The organism is Cupriavidus basilensis OR16, from assembly GCF_000243095.1.
In the GTDB taxonomy this organism is placed as follows: domain Bacteria; phylum Pseudomonadota; class Gammaproteobacteria; order Burkholderiales; family Burkholderiaceae; genus Cupriavidus; species Cupriavidus basilensis_D.
On the sequence record NZ_AHJE01000013.1, the window covers coordinates 75,751 to 93,635 of the forward strand.

A 17,885-nucleotide genomic window follows, 5' to 3' on the forward strand; every position below is an offset into this window, starting at 1 on the left:
TCCTTACTTGGCGCTCACCGTGGCGAACGAGGTGCCGAACACCGTCATCGTCAGCAGTATCAACATGCCCAGGATCATGGCGAATGCGTAGTGATAGATGTAGCCGGATTGCAGGTAACGGCTTACCGACGCGAACCAGGCCACCACGCGCGCGGAGCCGTTGACCACCAGGCCGTCGATCAGGCCCTGGTCGCCGCCCTTCCACAGGCCGGTGCCAAGCAGACGGGCACCACGGGCAAACACGGCCTGGTTGATGGCGTCCATGTAGTACTTGTTGTCGAGCAGCGTGTACAGGCCCGAGAAGCGTTGCTTGATGGCGGCCGGGATATCCGGACGCTTCATGTAGAAGAACCAGGACAGCGCCACACCCGAGATCGCCAGCCACAATACCGGCGTGGTCAGCGAATGCAGGCCCATCGCCACCCAGCCGTGGAAGGCTTGCGCCAGTTCTTCCATTGCATGGTGGTTCTCGCCGACGTAGATCACGTCCTTGAAGGCCACGCCATGCTTGAAGAAGTCGCCGAACAGCATCGGGCCGATCGCCATGGCGCCGATCACCACCGACGGGATAGCCAGCAGCACCAGCGGCAGCGTCACGACCCAAGGCGACTCATGCGGCTTCTCGCCCGGGGCCAGGCCGTGATGATGGTCGGCGGTTGCCTCCTCATCGTCATGGTTGCCCGCGTGATGCGCATGGTGGTCTTCCTTGCCGAAACGCTCTTCACCGTGGAACACCAGGAAGTACATGCGGAAGGAGTAGAAGGCCGTGACGAACACGCCGGCCAGCACCGCGAAGTAAGCGAATCCCGAACCCGGGATATGCGACTCGGCCACGGCCTCGATGATCGAGTCCTTGGAGTAGAAGCCCGCGAAGAACGGCGTGCCGATCAGGGCCAGTGAACCCACCAGCGAGGTGATCCAGGTAATCGGCATGTACTTGCGCAGGCCACCCATGTTGCGGATGTCCTGGTCGTGATGCATGCCGATGATGACCGAGCCGGCCGCAAGGAACAGCAGTGCCTTGAAGAACGCGTGGGTCATCAGGTGGAACACGGCCACCGAGTAGGCCGAGGCGCCCAGCGCGACGGTCATGTAGCCCAGCTGCGACAGCGTGGAGTAAGCCACCACGCGCTTGATGTCGTTCTGGATGATACCGAGGAAACCCATGAACAGCGCGGTAATGGCGCCGATCACCAGCACGAACGACAGCGCGGTGTCCGACAGCTCGAACAGCGGCGACATGCGCGCGACCATGAAGATGCCGGCCGTCACCATGGTGGCGGCGTGGATCAGCGCGGAAATCGGGGTCGGGCCTTCCATCGAGTCAGGCAGCCACACGTGCAGCGGGAACTGGGCCGACTTGCCCATGGCGCCGATGAACAGGCAGATGCAGGCGACCGTGATCATCAGCCAGTCGGTGCCCGGGAAGATCACCGTGGCGAGCTGGTCGCGCGCCGCGAAGACGTCGGTGTAGTTCATGCTGCCGCTGTAGGCCAGCAGCAGGCCAATGCCGAGGATGAAGCCGAAGTCACCCACGCGATTGACCAGGAAGGCCTTCAGGTTGGCGAAGATGGCGGTCGGGCGGGTGTACCAGAAGCCGATCAGCAGGTACGACACCAGGCCCACAGCTTCCCAGCCGAAGAACAGCTGCAGGAAGTTGTTGCTCATCACCAGCATCAGCATCGAGAAGGTGAACAGCGAGATGTAGGCGAAGAAGCGGTTGTAGCCCGGGTCTTCGCTCATGTAGCCGACGGTGTAGATGTGCACCATCAGCGAGACGAAGGTCACCACCACCATCATCATCGCCGTCAGCGAGTCGACCAGGAAGCCCACTTCCATCTTGAGGCTGCCGATCGTCATCCACTCGTACACGGTGGCATTGAAGCTCGCGCCGTCAAGGACGTCCATCAGCACGATGATCGACAGCAGGCAGGAGATCGCCACACCGAGGATCGTCACGGTGTGGGCCAGCGTGCGGCCGGCGCGCGTCTCCGAGGAGAACGTGCTGAAGAACTTGGTGCCGAACAGGCCGGCGATGGCTGCACCGGCGAGCGGTGCGAGCGGAATCGCCAGTAGCAGGTTGGGGTCGAGCGTGGTTGCCATAGGACGCTTAGTGGTGTGCGGTCGGAGAACGGTCTTGGTTCATAACGTAGAGACTCGGATCAGCCCTTGAGGGTGTCCATGTCGTCCACGTTGATCGTGTCCAGGTTGCGGAACAGCACGACCAGGATTGCAAGGCCGATTGCCGATTCGGCCGCAGCCACCGTGAGGATGAAGAAAACGAAAACCTGTCCTGCCAGGTCGCCCAGATAGTGCGAGAAGGCGACGAAGTTCATATTGACCGCAAGCAGCATCAGCTCGATCGCCATCAGCAGCACGATGACGTTCTTGCGGTTCAGGAAAATACCAACGATGCTGATGGCGAACAGGATCGCACCGAGCACGAGGAAATGGGCGAGAGAGAGCACAGCGTTTCTCCGGGCTTTTAGTTCTTGTTAGCGGCAGCCGCGGCATCCGGGCTGGCTTGGGTGCCGGCACGGGCTTCGCTGGGCATCGAGACCAGGCGCACGCGGTCCTGGCGGCGGGTACGCAGCTGCACGCCCACGTCTTGCGACTTGCTGTCCTTGCGGCGGCGCAGCGTCAGCGCGACGGCGGCGATGATGGCCACCAGCAGGATGATGCCCGCTACTTCAAAGGCGTAGATGTAGTCGGTGTAGATCAGCTTGCCGAGCTCGGCCGTGTTGGAGTAGTCCGGGCCATGCACCACGTTGTTCAGCGGCACCGTGGTACCGATGAAGTTGCGCACCAGCACGGTGGCCATCTCGCCGATGATCAGCGCGCCGATCACCGAGGCCAGCGGCACATAGGTCCAGAAGTCCCGTCGCAGGTGCTCGATGTCGATATCGATCATCATCACCACGAACAGGAACAGCACCATCACGGCGCCTACATAGACCAGCACCAGCAGGATGGCGAGGAATTCGGCCTTCAGCAGCATCCAGATCGCGGCCGCCGTAAAGAACGACAGCACGAGGAACAGTGCGGAGTGCACCGGGTTCTTCGCGGTGATGACTTTCAGTGCGGAGAGCACCAGCACCAGCGCAAAGACATAGAAGATGGTGGTCGTGAGTTCCATGGTCCTCGTCGAGCCTTCCGGCACAAGCCACCCCTGGTGGCCTGCCCTTGCGGCATCCTTTTCGTTAGCCCCGCACGGGGCCCGATTCACTATTCGTTGGCAACGTCCGCCAGAATCGGCGGACGCGCCCTGTATTGCGCCGTATTAACGGTACTTGGCGTCCGCGGCCTTGGCCGCGGCGATCTGCGGTTCGTAGCGGTCGCCCACTGCCAGCAGCATGTCCTTGGTGAAGTACAGGTCGCCGCGCTTCTCGCCGTGGTATTCGAGGATATGCGTCTCGACGATGGCGTCGACCGGGCAGGCTTCTTCGCAGAAACCGCAGAAAATGCACTTGGTCAAATCGATGTCATAGCGCGTGGTGCGGCGGGTGCCGTCGGCACGGGCATCGGACTCGATGGAGATGGCCACGGCCGGGCAGACCGCTTCGCACAGCTTGCAGGCGATGCAGCGCTCTTCCCCGTTGGGGTAGCGGCGCAGCGCGTGCAGGCCGCGAAAACGCGGCGACATCGGCGTTTTCTCTTCGGGAAACTGGACTGTGATCTTGCGCGCGAAGAGATAGCGCCCGGTCAGAGCCATGCCCTTGAAGAGTTCCTTCAGGAGCAGGCTGTTGAAGAAGTCCTTGATGGCGAGCAGCATGACGATTGCTTCCTAATGATTCCGCGGGGCGCCGCCAATGGCGGCCGCGCCCCTGCTTTGGCCGTTCAATGCCAGATATTCCAGGGCGACCGGATCCAGATCGCCACGATGACCAGCCAGCCCACCGTCAGCGGGATGAAGATCTTCCAGCCCAGGCGCATGATCTGGTCATAGCGGTAGCGCGGGAACGAAGCACGGATCCAGATGAACACCGACAGCAGCAAAAATACCTTGATCAGCAGCCAGAAGAAGCCCGGCACCGCATTGGTGATGAAGCTTTCGAACGGCGGCGCCCAGCCTCCCAGGAACATCAACGCGGTCATCGTCGAGATGACGATCATGTTGATGTACTCAGCCAGGAAGAACAGCGCGAAGCCCATGCCCGAGTACTCGATCATGTGGCCGGCCACGATTTCCGACTCGCCTTCCACCACGTCGAACGGGTGGCGGTTGGTTTCGGCCACGCCGGAGATGAAGTACACGCCGAACATGGGCAGCAGCGGCAGCCAGTTCCACGACAGTACGTTGATCCCCATGTTGGCGAAGTAGCCGGTGTTCTGCGAATTGACGATGGCCGACAGGTTCAGGCTGCCAGACACCATCAGCACCGTCACCAGGGCAAAGCCCATGGCGATTTCATACGACACCATCTGCGCCGCGGCGCGCATGGCGCCGATGAAGGCGTACTTGGAGTTGGAGGCCCAGCCAGCCAGGATCACGCCATAGACGCCAACCGAGCTGATGGCCATCACGTAGAGCAGGCCGGCATTGACGTTGGCCATCACCACTTCGGCCTGGAACGGGATCACCGCCCAGATCGCCACGGCGGGCATCAGCACCATCAGCGGGGCAACCAGGTACATGCCCCGGCTGACCTGCGTGGGCATCATCACTTCCTTTAGCAGGAGCTTGAGCACGTCGGCGATCGGCTGCAGCAGGCCCAGCGGGCCGACCCGGTTCGGGCCGATACGCACGTGCATCCAGCCGATCAGCTTGCGCTCCCACAGGATCAGGTAGGCCACGCACAACAGCAGCGGCACCACAATGACCACGGCGCGAATCAGGATCCACAGCGGCGTCCAGGCGCCGCCGAAGAGATTCTGTCCTTGCGAGGTAATCCAATCGATCATGTTTCTTTCTCGCTCTTCTTATGCCGTGGCCGCCGGCTCGGCCGCGCCCTTCGCGGTGGCGGCCAGGTCGATGGCTTTCTCTACGGTGACAGTGCCGAACGATGCGCCAGCGCGGTCGCGGCAACGGTTGCCGGCGGACACGCGCACGGTGCCGGCGGGCAGCGCGGCACCTGCACGCCCAGCGAGGCGAACAGGTCGGCCGACAGGCCGGCTTGCATGGCGCGGCGCGCTGCAGCGGACAGCTGCAGCGAATCGGCGCGGCGCACGATCGGGTCCGCGTGGTAGATCGGCACATCGGCGATGCGCTCGATCCCACCGGCAGCGGCGCTCACGCGGATGGCCGCGTCGGTAGCGTTGTTCAGTTGCGGCGCGACAGGCTTGGCCAGGACTTCGTCACGCACGCTCTCGGCGGTCTCGAAGTCAAAGCCAGGCACGTCCAGCAGGTTGCCCAGCACGCGCAGCACCTTCCAGCCCGGGCGCGAATCGCCCAGTGCACGGACGACGCCGTTGAAGCTTTGCGGCAGGCCTTCGCAGTTGACGAAGGTACCGGCGGTCTCGGTGAACGGGGTCACCGGCAGGATCACGTCGGCATATTGCAGCGCGGCGTCCGAGCGGAACGCGGACAGCACCACCACGGTGCCGGCCTGGGCCAGCGCGGCCAGCGCCTGGCTCGGGTTGGCGGCGTCGAACTCGGGTTCCGTGTTCAGCAGCACATAGGCGCGGCGCGGCGTGTCGAACATGGCCTGCGCATTGGCGCCGCCGTTTTGCGGCAGCGCGCCGGCGATATGGCCACCGACGGTGTTCGCCGCTTCGGTCAGGAAGCCCAGCGTAGCGCCGGTTTCCGTGGCGATCCACTGTGCCAGCGCGTGCAGCGCGGCGAACTGCGGGTGACGCACGGCCTCGTTGCCGAGGAACACGGCGCGGCGCTCGCCCGATAGCAGCGCATCGGCCACCAGCTTGGACTTGGCGTCGCCATCGAAGCCATCGGTGCCTGCCGGAGCGGCCACGCCCTTGGCGGCGGCAACGGCACGGGCCACGCCGGCCAGGGCTGCGGTCCAGCCGGACGGCGCCACGTCAAGGCGTGTGGCCAACGGCATCAGCAGGTCGTCGGCGCTGGCGCCGAGCACGGCCACGCGGGCCCCCTTCTTGCCAGCCTGGCGCAGACGCGCGGCCAGCAGCGGATGATCCTTGCGCAAGGCGGAACCGATCACCAGCACGCGTTGCAGCGTGGAGACGTCGGCGATCGGCAGGCCCAGCCACGGCGCGCCCTTGATGGCGGCCGAGAAATCGGTCTGGCGCTGGCGGAAGTCGACGTTGTCGCTGCCCAGGCCACGCACCAGCTTGCCCAGCAGGTGGAGCTCTTCCAGCGTGCTGTGCGGGCTGGCCAGCGCGGCGATCTGGTCGGCGCCATGGTCGCGCTTGATGCTCGCGAGGCCATTGGCCACGTATTCCAGCGCGGTCTGCCAGTCGGTTTCCATCCACTCGCCACCCTGCTTGACGAGCGGCTTGGTGAGGCGGTCGGGGCTGTTCAGGCCTTCATACGAGAAGCGGTCCTTGTCGGACAGCCAGCATTCGTTGACGGCTTCGTTGTCCAGCGGCAGCACGCGCATCACGCGCTGGTTCTTGGTCTGCACCACCAGGTTCGCGCCCAGGCCATCGTGCGGCGACACCGACTTGCGGCGTGCCAGCTCCCAGGTACGTGCCGAGTAGCGGAACGGCTTGCTGGTCAGCGCGCCGACCGGGCAGAGGTCGATCATGTTGCCGGACAGCTCCGAATCCACGGTCTGGCCAACGAAGGTCGTGATCTCGGAGTGCTCGCCGCGGCCCAGCATGCCCAGCTCCATCACGCCGGCCACTTCCTGGCCAAAGCGCACGCAGCGGGTGCAGTGGATGCAGCGGCTCATCTCTTCCATCGAGATCAGCGGGCCCACGTTCTTGTGGAAGACAACGCGCTTTTCTTCCTTGTAGCGCGATTCCGATGCGCCGTAGCCCACGGCCAGATCCTGCAGCTGGCACTCGCCGCCCTGATCGCAGATCGGGCAATCCAGCGGGTGGTTGATCAGCAGGAATTCCATCACCGACTTCTGGGCCTTGACCGCCTTCTCCGAATTGGTGAAGACCTTCATGCCAGGGGTGACCGGCGTGGCGCAGGCGGGCAGCGCCTTGGGCGCTTTCTCAACCTCAACCAGGCACATGCGGCAGTTAGCCGCGATGGACAATTTACGGTGGTAGCAGAAGTGCGGGATGTAGGTGCCCAGCTGGCGGGCGGCTTCCATCACCAGGCTGCCTTCAGCAACCTCAACCTTCTTGCCGTCGATCTCGAGTTCAACCATGTTCTGCCACGCTTAAGAGTAGGCCGGAACCATGCACTGCTTGTGTTCGACGTGATATTCGAACTCTTTCCAGTAGTGCTTGAGCATGCCGCGGACCGGCATCGCTGCCGCATCACCGAGCGCGCAGATGGTGCGGCCCATGATGTTTTCAGCGACGTTATTGAGCAGGTCCAGATCTTCCTGGCGCCCTTCTCCGTGTTCGATACGATTCACCATGCGATAGAGCCAGCCGGTGCCTTCGCGGCACGGCGTGCACTGCCCGCACGATTCTTCAAAGTAGAAATACGACAGACGCAGCAGCGAGCGAACCATGCAGCGCGTCTCATCCATCACGATCACCGCGCCCGAGCCCAGCATCGAGCCGGCCTTGGCGATCGAGTCATAGTCCATGTCGGACGCCATCATCATGTCGCCCGGCACCACCGGGGCGGACGAGCCGCCCGGGATCACTGCCTTGATGCGCTTGCCACCGCGCATGCCGCCGGCGAGTTCCAGCAGGGTCGCGAACGGCGTGCCCAGCGGGATCTCGTAGTTGCCGGGGCGCTCGACGTCGCCGGAGATCGAGAAGATCTTGGAGCCGCCGTTGTTCGGCTTGCCCATCTTCAGGTAGTTTTCCGGCCCGATCGACAACAGGAACGGCACCGCGGCAAACGTCTCCGTGTTGTTGATGGTGGTCGGCTTGCCGTACAGGCCAAAGCTGGCCGGGAACGGCGGCTTGAAGCGCGGCTGGCCTTTCTTGCCTTCCAGCGATTCGAGCAGCGCGGTTTCCTCGCCACAGATGTAGGCGCCGTAGCCGTGGTGGGCGTGCAGCTGGAAGTCAAAGCCCGAGCCCAGGATGTTGTCGCCCAGGAAACCGGCGGCCCGCGCCTCTTCGAGAGCTTCCTCGAAGATCTTGTATTCGTTCCAGATCTCGCCGTGGATGTAGTTGTAGCCCACGGTGATGCCCATCGCATACGCGCCGATGGCCATGCCTTCGATCAGCGAATGCGGGTTGTAGCGGATGATGTCGCGGTCCTTGAAGGTACCGGGCTCGCCCTCGTCGGTGTTGCAGACCAGGTATTTCTGGCCGGGGAACTGACGCGGCATGAAGCTCCACTTCAGGCCGGTGGGGAAACCCGCGCCGCCACGGCCGCGCAGGCCGGAGGCCTTCACGTCCGCGATCACCTGCTCGGGCGTGATCTTTTCGGTCAGGATGCGCTTGAGCTGCTGGTAGCCACCACGCTTGACATAGTCTTCGAGGTGCCAGTTGCTGCCGTCCAGGCCAGCCAGGATCAGCGGCTTGATATGGCGGTCGTGCAGAGAGGTCATGTTACTTATCCCCCTTGGCTGCAGTGCTGCCGGCGGCCTTGAGCTCGTCGACGAGCGCGTCCAGCTTGGCGTCGCTCATATGGCTGCACATGCGGGTATTGTTGACGATCATCACCGGTGCGTCGCCGCAGGCACCCATGCACTCGCCTTCCTTGAGGGTGAAGGTGCCGCACGGGGTGGTTTCGTTGTAGCCGATCCCCAGCTTTTGCTTGAGGTAGTCGCCGGCACGTTCGCCGCCGGAAAGTGCGCACGGCAGGTTGGTGCAGACGGTCAGCTTGTACTTGCCGACCGGCTTGGTGTCGTACATGTTGTAGAAGGTTGCGACTTCCTCGACCCATACCGGCGGCATGTCGAGGTAGCTGGCAACGAACTGCATGACTTCCGGGGAGACCCAGCCCACTTCGCCCTGCGCCACGGCCAACGCCGCCATCACGGCCGACTGCTTCTGGTCAGCCGGATACTTGGCGATTGCGCGATCGATTTCCTTGAGAGCTTCTGCTGATAGCATGGTCGTTGCTGTAATACGCCGTGTCATTTGCGGAGCTGCGCCGCCACATGGCGCGCATTCCGCAGGTTTGCAGCCGTCGCTGCCGTTGCAGCCCGCATGTCAAAGGCATGCTGGGCCCACCGCGGGTTTCCCGTGACCGGACACGATCTGTTGTGGGTCCGTGCCAGGGGCGCCCGGATCGTCGTCCGGGGCCGGCGGCTCTTGTTAGCTCGTCAGCGGTCGATTTCGCCGAAGACGATGTCCTGGGTACCGATGATCGTTACCGCGTCCGCAATCATGTGGCCCTTGGCCATTTCATCCAGTGCGGCCAGATGGGCAAAGCCCGGAGCACGGATCTTCAGCCGGTACGGCTTGTTCGCACCGTCGGAGATGGCATAGATGCCGAACTCGCCCTTCGGGTGCTCCACCGCCGCGTAGGTCTCGCCTTCGGGCACGTGAATGCCTTCGGTGAAGAGCTTGAAGTGGTGGATCAGCTCTTCCATGTTCGACTTCATGTCCACGCGCGACGGCGGCGCAACCTTGTGGTTGTCGCTCATCACCGGGCCCGGATTGCGGCGCAGCCAGTCGATGCACTGCTTGATGATGTTGTTGGACTGGCGCATTTCTTCCACGCGCACCAGGTAACGGGAGTAGCAATCGCCGCCCACGCCCACCGGCACCTGGAAGTCCATGCGGTCATACACTTCGTAGGGCTGCTTCTTGCGCAGGTCCCACTCGATGCCGGAGCCGCGCAGCATCGGGCCGGTAAAGCCCATCTGCAGCGCGCGCTCGGGGCTCACCACGCCGATGCCGACCAGGCGTTGCTTCCAGATCCGGTTGTCCGTCAGCAGCGTCTCGTACTCGTCGACGTACTTCGGGAAGCGGTTGGTGAAGTCCTCGATGAAGTCCAGCAGCGAGCCCGAACGCGCTTCGTTCATGGCCTTGATGGCACGCTCGTTATGGATCTTCGACGCCTTGTATTGCGGCATCGTGTCCGGCAGGTCGCGGTACACGCCACCCGGGCGGTAGTAGGCCGCGTGCATGCGCGCGCCCGACACCGCCTCGTACATGTCGAACATGTCTTCGCGTTCGCGGAAGGCGTACAGGAACACCGCCATCGCGCCCACGTCGAGCGCGTGCGAGCCGATCCACATCAGGTGGTTCAGCAAGCGCGTGATTTCGTCGAACATCACCCGGATATACTGCGCACGGATCGGCACTTCGAGACCCAGCATCTTCTCGATGGCCATCACGTAGGCATGCTCGTTGACCATCATCGACACGTAGTCGAGGCGGTCCATGTACGGCACGCTCTGGATCCAGGTCTTCTGCTCGGCCAGCTTTTCGGTGGCACGGTGCAGCAGGCCGATGTGCGGGTCGGCGCGCTGGATGACTTCGCCGTCCAGCTCCAGCACAAGGCGCAGCACGCCGTGTGCCGCGGGGTGCTGCGGGCCGAAGTTAAGGGTGTAATTCTTGATGTCTGCCATTGCGCGTTCTCAGTGCTGCAAGCCGCCGTAATTCTCTTCGCGGATCACGCGGGGCGTGACCTCGCGCGGCTCGATCGTGACGGGCTGATAGATCACCCGCTTTTGCTCGGGGTCGTAGCGCATCTCGACATAGCCCGAGACCGGGAAATCCTTGCGGAACGGGTGGCCGACAAAACCATAGTCGGTCAGCAGGCGGCGCAAGTCGTTGTGGCCTTCGAACACGATGCCGTAGAAGTCGAACGCTTCGCGCTCGAACCAGTTCGCCGAGTTCCAGACGTCGTTCAGCGAAGGCACCACGGGCACGTCGTCGTCAGGCGCGAACACGCGCATGCGCAGGCGCCAGTTGTGCTTGATCGAGATCAGGTGCGTCACGGCCGCGAAACGGGGACCATCCCAGGCGCCGTCGCCATAGGTGGAATAATCGACGCCGCACACATCGAGCAGTTGCTCAAAATGCAGCGCGGGATCGTCGCGCAGCATCAGCGCCGTTTCCAGGGAATCTTCGGCCTTGACGATAAGGGTAATCTCGCCTAGCGCCTCTACCAGTTTCTGGATACGCTTGCCCAGTACCTTTTCGAGCGCGGCCTTCAGAGTATCGAGGTTCGACATGTCAGCCCTTGCGCGCGATGGTGTTGGTGCGACGGATCTTGTTCTGCAGCTGGATGATGCCGTAGATCAGCGCTTCCGCCGTCGGGGGGCAGCCAGGCACATAGATATCCACCGGCACGATCCGATCGCAACCACGCACCACTGAATACGAGTAGTGATAGTAGCCACCGCCATTCGCGCAGGAACCCATCGAGATCACCCAACGCGGCTCTGCCATCTGGTCATAGACCTTGCGCAGCGCGGGGGCCATCTTGTTGCACAGCGTGCCGGCCACGATCATCACGTCGGACTGGCGCGGCGACGGGCGGAAAATCACGCCGAAGCGGTCCATGTCGTAGCGCGCGGCGCCAGCATGCATCATTTCCACAGCGCAGCACGCCAGGCCAAACGTCATCGGCCAGAGCGACCCGGTGCGGGTCCAGTTGATCAGCTTGTCAGCGGTAGTCGTGACGAAGCCTTCATTGAGAACGCCTTCGATTGCCATATCACATCACTCCCAATCGAGCGCGCCCTTTTTCCAGATGTAGACGAAGCCCACGATGAATTCCAGCAGAAACACGCCCATGGCGAAGAAACCCGGCCAGCCGATATCCCGCAGGGCTACGCCCCAGGGAAACAGGAAGGCGGTTTCGAGATCGAACAGGATAAAAAGAATAGCGATGAGGTAATAGCGCACGTCGAACTTCATGCGCGCGTCCTCGAACGCTTCGAAGCCGCACTCGTACGGAGAGAGCTTCGCGGGATCAGGTTTGTTTGGACCGAGAATTCGGCCGATCGACATCAGTGCAATGCCGAGCACGACACCGAAGATGATGAAGATGAGGACGGGGAAGTAGGCTTCGAGATTCAAGGTACGGCCAGCCTTATCTGGAATGTTGTCAACAGCACCAGCGGTAAGCGGCGTCCTGTTGCCCACCCCAAGCGCCATTCCGTAGAAATTACGACGCCGCCTTGCGGACTGGCCGGGGTACTACCCGGGATGGATTCCGGATGGTACCCCGATCAAGTTGTTTGGTGCCGACGGCGAGACTCGAACTCGCACAGCTTTCGCCACTACCCCCTCAAGATAGCGTGTCTACCAATTTCACCACGTCGGCTGGGGGAGAAACAATATTGCCTCGCGCCGGGCTTTTTCAGGGCCCAGGGTTTTTACACCCTTCGGAACTCTGGCTGGGATACTACCCTATCCTGGCTGGAGCCCCGTCGCTGGGGGATCGTTTCAAGCCTTGTATTCTAACCTACGATTCTCGTTTTGTTCAATGCACAACTGCAAAAATCTTCAAGAATCAGACACAAGGCTCGTTGATTATTTCGGTACTGCAGGAACAGACGGATTCGAGGCCGCAGCAGCCGCTGCAGCAGCCGGCGCGGAAGCACCCGCCACGACCGGCGCCACCGCGGGCGCGGAGCCCATCACGCCCAGCGAAGCTGCCGGCCGATAGTTGCCCATCAGCGTCAGGCTCAGCGTGCAGATGAAGAACAGCGTCGCCAGCACGGCGGTGGTACGCGACAGGAAGTTGGCCGAGCCAGTGGCGCCGAACAGGCTACCCGAGGCCCCCGAGCCGAACGCCGCGCCGACATCGGCGCCCTTGCCGTGCTGCAGCAGCACCAGGCCAATCACGCCAAGCGCGGACAGTACCTGCGCCACTACCAACAAAGTTTTGAAAATTGCCATTTGGTTCGATTCGCTTGCCTGATCAGACCCTATGTGCGGCCGGCATTCAGGCGTTGCCGATCGCGAGGAAATCGTCCGACTTCAACGCGGCGCCTCCGATGAGGCCCCCGTCGATGTCGGGCATGGAAAATAGTTCTGCCGCGTTGTCCGGCTTGACGCTGCCGCCATACAACATGGCCATGCGAGCCGCCACGCCCGCGTCGCGCGCCGCCACTTGGGCGCGCAGGAAAGCGTGCACGGCCTGGGCCTGCTCGCTGCTGGCGGTCTTGCCCGTGCCGATCGCCCACACCGGCTCATAAGCCAGCACAATGCGCCCGAGCTGCTCGAGCGACAGGGTCTCGAGCACGACGCCGAGCTGACGGCCAACCACGGCCTCGGTCTCGCCTGCCTCGCGCTGCGCCAGGGTCTCGCCCACGCACACCACCGGCACAATGCCGAACTCCAGCGCACGCAGCGCCTTGGCCGCTACCGTGGCATCGCTCTCCGCGTGGTAGCTGCGGCGCTCCGAATGCCCCACCAGGGCGTACGACACACCGAATTCAGCCAGCATGGAGGCCGCCACTTCACCCGTGAAAGCACCACGCGCCTCGGCGGACACGTCCTGCGCCCCCCAGGCCACCGCGGAGCCTGCCAGCAAGGCCTGGCACTGCGCAAGATACGGGAACGGCGCGCATACCGCCAGGCGCGCGCTAGCGGGCGCCGCCTTGATCGCTTCCAGCAAGGCCACATTGGCAGCCAGGCTGCCATGCATCTTCCAGTTGCCGATAACGAGCTTTTGTCTCACAGGGCGCCCCTCTCAATCAAACCGGCTATTGTAGCGCGGGCCAGGGCCCTACGCCACCGAACGACCCCGAAATCGGCCGGGGCCTGGGCCCCTGCCGCGCCTGGCTATCAGGCAGCCGCCCGCTCGTTACCAGGTCAGGACGATTTTGCCAATGTGCTCGCTGGACTCCATCAGGCGATGCGCATCGGCGGCCTGGGCGGCCGGGAAGGTCTGGTGTATCACCGGCTTGATCTTGCCGGCGGCCAGCAGCGGCCACACGTGCTGGTGCAGCGCCTGCGCGATCTCGCCCTTGAACGACACCGGCCGGGGACGCAGCGTGGAGCCGGTCACGGTAATGCGGCGGCGCAGGATGTCGCCAAGCGGGATCTCGGCCTTGGCGCCGCCCAGCAGCGCGATGAGCACAATGCGGCCATCGTCGGCGACGCAGGACAGCTCGCGCGCCAGGTACGGGCCGGCCACCATGTCGAGGATGACATCGGCGCCACGGCCGCCGGTCAGGGCCTTGACTTCGGCGACGAAGTCCTCGGTCTTGTAGTTGATGGCGCGGTCGGCGCCGAGCTCCTCGCAGGCACGGCACTTGTCGGCGCTGCCGGCGGTCACGAAGACCTTGTGGCCCAGGGCCTTGGCGATCTGGATGGCGGTTGTACCGATGCCACTCGAGCCCCCCTGGATCAGCAGGGTCTCGTCCTTGCCCAGAGGGCCGCGGCCCAGGTAGCCGCGATCGAACACGTTGCTCCACACCGTGAAGAACGTCTCCGGCAGTGCCGCCGCCTCGATATCCGACAGGCCCGCCGGCACCGGCAGGCACTGCGCCGCGGGCGCCACGCACAGCTCGGCGTAACCACCGCCCTGCACCAGCGCGCAGACGCGATCGCCCAGCTTCAGGCCGAAGCGGTTGTCGGCGTGCGCCAGGTCGCCGCCGGCCACCACGCCGGCCACTTCCAGGCCCGGCAGGTCGGACGCGCCGGGCGGCACCGGGTAGTTGCCGGTGCGCTGGAATACATCGGGACGGTTGATGCCGGCCGCGGTCACGCGGATCAGGATCTCGCCGGCCTTGGGCACGGGGTCGGGGCGTTGCGCCAGTTGCAGGACTTCGGGGGCGCCGTACTCGCGGATTTCGATGGCTTGCATTGCTGCTCCTTGCTTTGGATGCTCTGGGTGCGTTGGTGCGTTTGGTGTGCCTTGGGTGCCTTGGGTGCGCTACGTACTTTGCGCATGCGGCGGGCCGGACAGCTGGCCGAAAAGCCGGGCTCTATCAGGCGGGACTGGCGGCAGTGTAAACAAAAAGCGGCTGGACATCGCCAGCCGCTTTTTCTGCTACGGGTACGGTACCACCGGTACCGTAAAACGCTTACTGCTGCTGATCAGCCGACGGCGTCGTCGGCGCAGCCGGCGCGGCCGGTGCAGCCGGGGCTTCGCTGGTGTTGGCGATCGGGCTGATGCTGCCGCCCTCTTCGGCCAGCGCGGCCTTCAGCGACAGGCGCAGGCGGCCCTTCTCGTCAGCCTGGATCAGCTTGACGCGAACGTGTTGGCCTTCCTTGAGCCAGTCCTTGATGTCCTTGACGCGCTCGTTGACGATCTCGGAGATATGCAGCAGGCCATCCTTGCCCGGCAGGATGTTGACGATGGCGCCAAAGTCCAGCAGCTTGAGCACGGTGCCGGCGTAGATCTTGCCCACTTCGGCTTCCGCGGTGATGCCTTCGATGCGGCGCTTGGCTTCGGCCATGCCATCGGTCGAGGTCGAGGCGATGGTGATCGTGCCGTCTTCCTGGATGTCGATGGTGGTGCCGGTTTCCTTGGTCAGCGCCTGGATGGTCGAGCCGCCCTTGCCGATCACTTCGCGGATCTTGTCCGGATGGATCTTCATGGTGATCATGCGCGGTGCGTGCTCCGACAGCTCGGTGCGCGCATGGCCCATCGCATCCTGCATCTTGCCCAGGATATGCAGGCGGCCTTCCTTGGCTTGCGCCAGCGCGACCTGCATGATTTCCTTGGTGATGCCCTGGACCTTGATGTCCATCTGCAGCGCGGTGATGCCGTTGTCGGTACCCGCGACCTTGAAGTCCATGTCGCCGAGGTGGTCCTCGTCACCCAGGATGTCGGTCAGCACGGCGAACTTGTTGCCTTCCAGGATCAGGCCCATGGCCACGCCGGCCACGTGCGCCTTGATCGGAACGCCAGCGTCCATCAGTGCCAGGCAGCCGCCGCACACCGATGCCATCGACGACGAGCCGTTGGATTCGGTGATTTCCGACACCAGGCGAATGGTGTAGGCAAATTCGTCGTCCTTCGGCAGGACCGGGATCAGCGCGCGCTTGGCGAGGCGGCCGTGACCGATTTCGCGGCGCTTGGGGCTGCCCACGCGGCCGGTTTCGCCGGTGGCGAACGGAGGCATGTTGTAGTGGAGCATGAAGCGGTCGCGGTATTCGCCAGCGAGCGCGTCGATGATCTGCTCATCGCCCTTGGTGCCCAGCGTGGCAACCACCAGCGCCTGGGTTTCGCCACGAGTGAAGATGGCCGAGCCGTGGGCGCGCGGCAGCACCGACGAGCGGATCTCGATCGGGCGCACGGTGCGGGTGTCGCGGCCATCGATGCGCGGCTCGCCCGACAGCACCTGGCTGCGCACGATCTTGGCTTCGATGTCGAACAGCACGTTGCCCACTTCGACCTTGTCGGCCTCCACACCGGCTTCGGCCAGCTTGGCCGCGACGGTGGCGTAGACTTCCTTGAGCTTCTGGCTGCGGGCCGACTTCTGGCGCAGCTGGTACACGTCCTGCAGCAGCGGCAGCGCGATCTCGCCAACCTTGGCGATCAGCGCTTCGTTCTTCGGGGCCGCGGTCCAGTCCCATTCCGGCTTGCCGCCGTCGCGCACCAGGTCATGGATGGCGTTGATGGCGGTCTGCATCTGCTCGTGGCCGTAGACCACGGCGCCCAGCATCACTTCTTCGGACAGCTGGCGGGCTTCCGATTCCACCATCAGCACGGCGCGCTCGGTACCGGCAACCACCAGGTCCAGTTCCGAAGCGGCGATCTGCGAGCGGGTCGGGTTCAGCAGGTACTGGCCGTCCTTGTAGCCAACGCGGGCTGCGCCAACCGGGCCGCTGAAGGGAATGCCCGACACTGCCAGGGCAGCGGAGGCGCCGATCAGGGCAGGGATGTCAGCGGGCACTTCCGGGTTCAACGACAGCACGTGGATGACCACTTGCACTTCGTTGTAGAAGCCTTCCGGGAACAGCGGGCGCAGCGGGCGGTCGATCAGGCGCGAGGTCAGCGTCTCGTTTTCCGACGGACGGCCTTCACGCTTGAAGAAGCCGCCGGGGATCTTGCCGGCAGCGTAGGTTTTTTCGATGTAGTCGACGGTCAGCGGGAAGAAGTCCTGGCCGGCCTTGGGCGACTTGGCAGCGACAACGGTGGCGAGCACCACGGTGTCTTCAATGTCGACGATCACGGCACCGCCAGCCTGGCGGGCAATCTCGCCAGTTTCCAGGCGCACCTTGTGCTGGCCCCACTGGAATTCCTTGACGATTTTATTGAACATGGTCATGAGCGTTCCTTTTGTTCATGCTTGCACGCTTGTGCAACGCCCGCGTTAGCAGCCGCGGGCGAACTGCCGGATCAGCGTCGGTCTCAGTCACAGGGAAGTGCTATGCCATTCCAGCGCGGCACCTGGCACCTGCCTGGGCAGATACCGCGCTGGAATGACACAAAGCCCCGCTTCCTTGGCCGACTCCGGTATGGATTAACAGTAAAAAAGCTAAAAAAAGCTAAAGAACACAGTAACTTACTCCGTTGCACGTCTTGGCGCAACGTGTGCGCCCCCGGGGTCACGACACCATCAAGTGAAACAAAAATCACTTGCAGGAGATCCGGACATCGACCGGACCGCGGCCGGATCCGCGACATTTCATCCGCAAAAACAAAATGCCTGCATCAGCGAGGCTGATGCAGGCATTAGTGGCTCACGCGAAGGCGTGCAGTGCATCCATTCGTGCTGCCATCCGGACGATCCTGGCTGCTTACTTACGCAGGCCGAGCTTCTCGATCAGCGAACGATAACGGTCGGCGTCGTTGGCCTTCAGGTAGTCCAGCAGGCGGCGACGACGGCTCACCATGCGCAGCAGGCCGCGGCGGCTGTGGTGATCCTTCATGTTGGCCTTGAAGTGGGGGGTCAGTTCGTTGATGCGGGTGGTCAGCAGAGCGACCTGGACTTCGGGGCTACCCGTGTCGTTGGCGGCGCGTGCGAACTGCTTGATGACTTCGGTTTTGCTGCTGATTTGGGCTTCTGCCATGGTGATTTCCT

General features: G+C 63.5%; 16 protein-coding genes, 1 tRNA gene and 1 pseudogene. All 18 read right to left on the reverse strand.

Annotated features, from left to right (window positions below; all coding sequences use genetic code 11):
• Positions 1 to 3 precede the first annotated feature (3 nt).
• Positions 4 to 2,103 carry an NADH-quinone oxidoreductase subunit L gene (gene nuoL / locus OR16_RS04750; protein WP_006156827.1) on the reverse strand — a complete coding sequence of 700 codons (2,100 nt, stop codon included), beginning with the start codon at positions 2,101 to 2,103 and terminating at the stop codon, positions 4 to 6.
• 59 nt (positions 2,104 to 2,162) lie between these two features.
• On the reverse strand, positions 2,163 to 2,468 hold the full coding sequence (gene nuoK / locus OR16_RS04755) for an NADH-quinone oxidoreductase subunit NuoK (RefSeq protein WP_006156828.1): 306 nt from the start codon (positions 2,466 to 2,468) through the stop codon (positions 2,163 to 2,165).
• A 17-nt stretch (positions 2,469 to 2,485) separates the two neighbouring features.
• Positions 2,486 to 3,136 carry an NADH-quinone oxidoreductase subunit J gene (locus OR16_RS04760; protein WP_006156829.1) on the reverse strand — a complete coding sequence of 217 codons (651 nt, stop codon included), beginning with the start codon at positions 3,134 to 3,136 and terminating at the stop codon, positions 2,486 to 2,488.
• A gap of 144 nt (positions 3,137 to 3,280) precedes the next feature.
• A complete protein-coding gene (gene nuoI / locus OR16_RS04765; protein WP_006156830.1) occupies positions 3,281 to 3,772 on the reverse strand; it encodes an NADH-quinone oxidoreductase subunit NuoI in 492 nt (163 codons plus the stop codon).
• 65 nt (positions 3,773 to 3,837) lie between these two features.
• Positions 3,838 to 4,902, reverse strand: coding sequence for an NADH-quinone oxidoreductase subunit NuoH (gene nuoH, locus OR16_RS04770; RefSeq protein WP_006156831.1), 1,065 nt, complete (start codon positions 4,900 to 4,902; stop codon positions 3,838 to 3,840).
• A gap of 18 nt (positions 4,903 to 4,920) precedes the next feature.
• Positions 4,921 to 7,235: pseudogene (gene nuoG / locus OR16_RS04775) on the reverse strand (NADH-quinone oxidoreductase subunit NuoG).
• A gap of 12 nt (positions 7,236 to 7,247) precedes the next feature.
• Entirely contained in the window at positions 7,248 to 8,543 is a 1,296-nt protein-coding gene (nuoF, locus tag OR16_RS04780; protein ID WP_006156833.1) for an NADH-quinone oxidoreductase subunit NuoF, read from the reverse strand.
• 1 nt (position 8,544) lies between these two features.
• A complete protein-coding gene (nuoE, locus tag OR16_RS04785) occupies positions 8,545 to 9,051 on the reverse strand; it encodes an NADH-quinone oxidoreductase subunit NuoE (protein ID WP_006156834.1) in 507 nt (168 codons plus the stop codon).
• 212 nt (positions 9,052 to 9,263) lie between these two features.
• On the reverse strand, positions 9,264 to 10,517 hold the full coding sequence (locus OR16_RS04790; RefSeq protein ID WP_006156835.1) for an NADH-quinone oxidoreductase subunit D: 1,254 nt from the start codon (positions 10,515 to 10,517) through the stop codon (positions 9,264 to 9,266).
• A gap of 9 nt (positions 10,518 to 10,526) precedes the next feature.
• Entirely contained in the window at positions 10,527 to 11,126 is a 600-nt protein-coding gene (locus OR16_RS04795) for an NADH-quinone oxidoreductase subunit C (RefSeq protein ID WP_006156836.1), read from the reverse strand.
• A gap of 1 nt (position 11,127) precedes the next feature.
• Positions 11,128 to 11,610: a NuoB/complex I 20 kDa subunit family protein gene (locus tag OR16_RS04800; RefSeq protein WP_006156837.1), complete on the reverse strand. Its 483-nt coding sequence runs from the start codon at positions 11,608 to 11,610 to the stop codon at positions 11,128 to 11,130.
• A 6-nt stretch (positions 11,611 to 11,616) separates the two neighbouring features.
• Positions 11,617 to 11,976: an NADH-quinone oxidoreductase subunit A gene (locus OR16_RS04805; RefSeq protein WP_006156838.1), complete on the reverse strand. Its 360-nt coding sequence runs from the start codon at positions 11,974 to 11,976 to the stop codon at positions 11,617 to 11,619.
• Positions 11,977 to 12,138: 162 nt separating this feature from the next.
• Positions 12,139 to 12,223 (reverse strand) — tRNA-Leu (locus tag OR16_RS04810).
• A 209-nt stretch (positions 12,224 to 12,432) separates the two neighbouring features.
• Complete coding sequence (gene secG / locus OR16_RS04815) at positions 12,433 to 12,801, reverse strand: preprotein translocase subunit SecG (RefSeq protein WP_006156839.1); 369 nt, start codon at positions 12,799 to 12,801, stop codon at positions 12,433 to 12,435.
• 46 nt (positions 12,802 to 12,847) lie between these two features.
• Positions 12,848 to 13,585 (reverse strand): triose-phosphate isomerase, encoded by a 738-nt coding sequence (gene tpiA / locus OR16_RS04820; RefSeq protein ID WP_006156840.1) that lies wholly within the window; start codon positions 13,583 to 13,585, stop codon positions 12,848 to 12,850.
• 126 nt (positions 13,586 to 13,711) lie between these two features.
• The gene (locus tag OR16_RS04825) at positions 13,712 to 14,716 is read right to left on the reverse strand and encodes an NAD(P)H-quinone oxidoreductase (RefSeq protein ID WP_006156841.1); all 1,005 of its coding nucleotides are present in this window, start codon (positions 14,714 to 14,716) and stop codon (positions 13,712 to 13,714) included.
• A 220-nt stretch (positions 14,717 to 14,936) separates the two neighbouring features.
• Positions 14,937 to 17,129: a polyribonucleotide nucleotidyltransferase gene (gene pnp, locus OR16_RS04830; protein ID WP_006156842.1), complete on the reverse strand. Its 2,193-nt coding sequence runs from the start codon at positions 17,127 to 17,129 to the stop codon at positions 14,937 to 14,939.
• 472 nt (positions 17,130 to 17,601) lie between these two features.
• Entirely contained in the window at positions 17,602 to 17,874 is a 273-nt protein-coding gene (gene rpsO / locus OR16_RS04835; RefSeq protein WP_006156843.1) for a 30S ribosomal protein S15, read from the reverse strand.
• Between the last annotated feature and the right edge of the window lie 11 nt (positions 17,875 to 17,885).